Genomic DNA, 774 nt, shown 5'->3' with positions numbered 1-774 from the left:
CTTACTCACACATTTAAGGTCTTTAATAATTTGTATAAATAATATAGAGATATTTGATATATGGATAAGAATTGTTCCTGCAGATTTTGAAACGACACTGAAAAGATAGGTTCATGTTGATTTATTATAAAATCTCTATATAGATTTCAAAACTATCAGGAAAAGACACTTCAGAAATAATGAAGAAACGATTTTAAAAGTCTCTAAAAGTGAAAACCTTTTAAATACTAAAGTCTAAAAATATTGTTGATTTGACAATTATGTATAGAGTATTCGTCTTTTACAAATTTTTAATTAAAATAACTATTTGAAATAAGACCCTAAAACTTCAAAATAAATATTAATTCATGACCATTCTTTATTTATACTGTTAAAATATCTATACTATACCCCTGCTACAATTTTAAGATTTAAATTATGTTTAGCTAATAAATCCTCGATGATCCTTACATCCATATCCCATAGTTTAAAAAAAGGATAGGGAGGAATTAACCAAATACCACCATGTTTAAAATCATTCTCTAATTTATAGATATCTACTTCTTCAATAAATTCTAGAAGATCTTCAAAGTTATTATTTTCTAACATTTTTATAGTAGATTCAATATATTTTTCATTATACAAGGCACCTAATAAGCCTACTATATAGATAGCCTCTTCTCTCTTTGCATTTTTTTGCATTTTCTTCCTTAATCAATTGTAATACTTCATTAATAAATTTTTTTATAATATACGTACTTATAGGGGAAAGAAGTATATATTATTTTTACTTAA

General features: G+C 24.0%; 1 protein-coding gene. It reads right to left on the bottom strand.

The genetic code is table 11. From position 1 onward, the window contains the following. Positions 1 to 384: 384 nt before the first annotated feature. Positions 385 to 681, bottom strand: a complete 297-nt coding sequence (locus GBG18_RS15020; protein ID WP_152192385.1) for a hypothetical protein — start codon at positions 679 to 681, stop codon at positions 385 to 387. Positions 682 to 774: the final 93 nt, after the last annotated feature.

Source organism: Poseidonibacter ostreae (assembly GCF_009208075.1).
In the GTDB taxonomy this organism is placed as follows: domain Bacteria; phylum Campylobacterota; class Campylobacteria; order Campylobacterales; family Arcobacteraceae; genus Poseidonibacter; species Poseidonibacter ostreae.
The sequence above is the reverse complement of the archived record's forward strand: the minus strand, read 5'-3'. Positions and strand labels throughout refer to the sequence as shown.